Here is a 1,501-nt window from a genome sequence, read left to right on the forward strand (position 1 = left end):
CGACCGGCAGACCACCATCGCGTCCGCGGTGGAGGAGCAGACCGCCACGACCAACGAGATGAGCCGCTCGGTGCAGGAGGCCGCCGACGGGACGGGTCAGATCGCCGGCAACATCACCGGCGTCTCCACCGCCGCCGACTCCACCACGCAGGCCCTGACCCAGACCCGCACCGCCGTCGACGAGCTCTCCCGCATGGCCGCGGAACTGCGCACCACGGTCGGCACCTTCCGGTACTGACGCCATTCCCTCCGGGGCCGCGCCGAGCACGTCGGCGCGGCCCCGGAGCCATTTCCGGACACCGCTCACCGACTCCGACATGTCGACATGGCGGCAATTACAGGAATGCGACTCCTGGGGCCGGTGCACAGTTCGAGAAGAAATGCCCGACGCGCCGGGAAAATGCTCCGGTCGGTCCTGTTCCGCCCCTTAGCGTTCCGTTTGCCGGGCCGTGCAGCCGCACGGGTCACCCGGCCTCGCCCAGGGAACCAGCGCCGGCGCCGCCGCGAGCCCGAACCACCCGCCCCCCCGCCGCCGCGGCGGCCGCACGAGGAGACGCCATGCCCGACCACCTGACCGACGACCCGGTCGCCGCACCCACCCGCGCTCCCGCGGGCGGCTGGTTCGCCGACCGCCCCGTCGGCATGAAGATCGGCGCGGCCGTCGCCCTGCTCGCGGTCGTGGCGGTCGCCATGACGGTCCTCGCCGTCACCCGGATCCACTCGCTGGAGGCCGCCTCCGGCCGCATCAACGAGAACGTGGTCACGCTCGCCGACCTGGCGAACATCCAGCGCTCCTGGCAGGGCGACCGGTCCCGGTACAACACCTACCCGCTGGCGAACGCCGAGCAGCGGGCCGCCCTCCTGGCGGACCTGGCCGAGCGCCGCACCACCATCGAGGAGCAGCTGGACGCCTACGCGCAGGTGACCGTGAACAAGGAGGCCTTCGAGGTCTTCCGCGGGCACGTGGACGACTACTACGCGGTCGCCGACGGGCAGCTGGTCCCGGCGGCGGACGCGGGCGACCTCGCCACCGCCGCCGCGCTCATCACCGGCCCCCTGCAGGACAGCTCGGACGCCCTCATGGACGAGTACGCCGCGATGCAGGACCGCCGCGTCGCGGCCGGCCAGGCCGACACCGACGACGCGCAGGGGATCGCCTCCTCGGCGGTCCTGACGCTGTGGCTGTCGCTGGGCGTCGGCATCGCGGTGGCCGGGGCGCTCACCGTCGTCGTCGTCCGCCGGATCGTGGCCACGGTGCGCTCGGTGCAGACCTCCGTGGAGGCCCTGGCCCGCGGCGACCTGACGGTCGCCCCGGAGGTGACCGGCCGCGACGAGCTCGGCCGGATGGCGTCGGCCCTGGGCGCCGCCCAGCAGAACCTGCGCACGGTGCTGGGCTCGGTGGCCTCGTCGGCGGACGCGGTGGCGGCGTCGTCGGAGGAGCTCTCGGCGTCCTCGGCGCAGATCTCGGCCTCGGCGGAGGAGACCTCGGCGCAGTCCGGTG

1 protein-coding gene and 1 pseudogene are annotated in these 1,501 nt (G+C 73.9%); both read left to right on the forward strand.

Annotation, left to right across the window (positions count from 1 at the left end; all coding sequences use genetic code 11):
- A pseudogene (locus tag ACI78S_RS25075) lies at nucleotides 1-238 on the forward strand (methyl-accepting chemotaxis protein); the annotation flags it as partial.
- A 320-nt stretch (nucleotides 239-558) separates the two neighbouring features.
- Nucleotides 559-1,501 (forward strand): HAMP domain-containing protein (locus ACI78S_RS25080; protein ID WP_456977707.1); only part of this gene is annotated, 943 nt, incomplete at its 3' end.

This window comes from Geodermatophilus sp. SYSU D00815 (assembly GCF_054050035.1).